At 57.2% G+C, this 446-nt stretch carries 1 protein-coding gene; it reads right to left on the bottom strand.

All coding sequences use genetic code 11. The features are described 5' to 3' along the window. Positions 1-110: 110 nt before the first annotated feature. Positions 111-446: hypothetical protein (locus PQR32_RS42190; RefSeq protein ID WP_408241830.1), on the bottom strand; the 336-nt coding region annotated here is incomplete at its 5' end.

The raw sequence follows: 446 nt of genomic DNA on the forward strand, positions 1-446 counted from the left end.
TGTTCAATGGGCTTTGCTGCATGTTTGCGGATGCGGTTCTCGGGGTCTCGAGTATTAGCGCTATCCGGCGCCGATGCGCATGTCTCGGCTTCAGCGGCAGGGTTCTGCGCTCATGTCATGTTTAGGAAAACGATTGAGTTTATGCCGGCCGCCAAGATGCTGTTTGGCGACAATCCGGACAAAGTCACCTGGGTCAGATCGTCATGGAAAGTCGCCGATCGCGCCATTTCACGCTCTCCGATACCACATTGAAAGAGCAAATAACGATCGCCGTCAACCCGGGAGACGACCGCTGACAACGAATAGGAATTCTGCTCCCAGGACGACCACGGCCGCTGTGCACCCTGCATGAATGCCGACGCGATTCGTTGGTAGAAGCCGAGCAGGCGCGCGCAAACTGCACATCGAATAAAACGCGAGCGCCCGGCAGCGCGCGGCCTTGAAGT

This window comes from Paraburkholderia dipogonis (assembly GCF_046027395.1).
GTDB lineage: Bacteria > Pseudomonadota > Gammaproteobacteria > Burkholderiales > Burkholderiaceae > Paraburkholderia > Paraburkholderia dipogonis_A.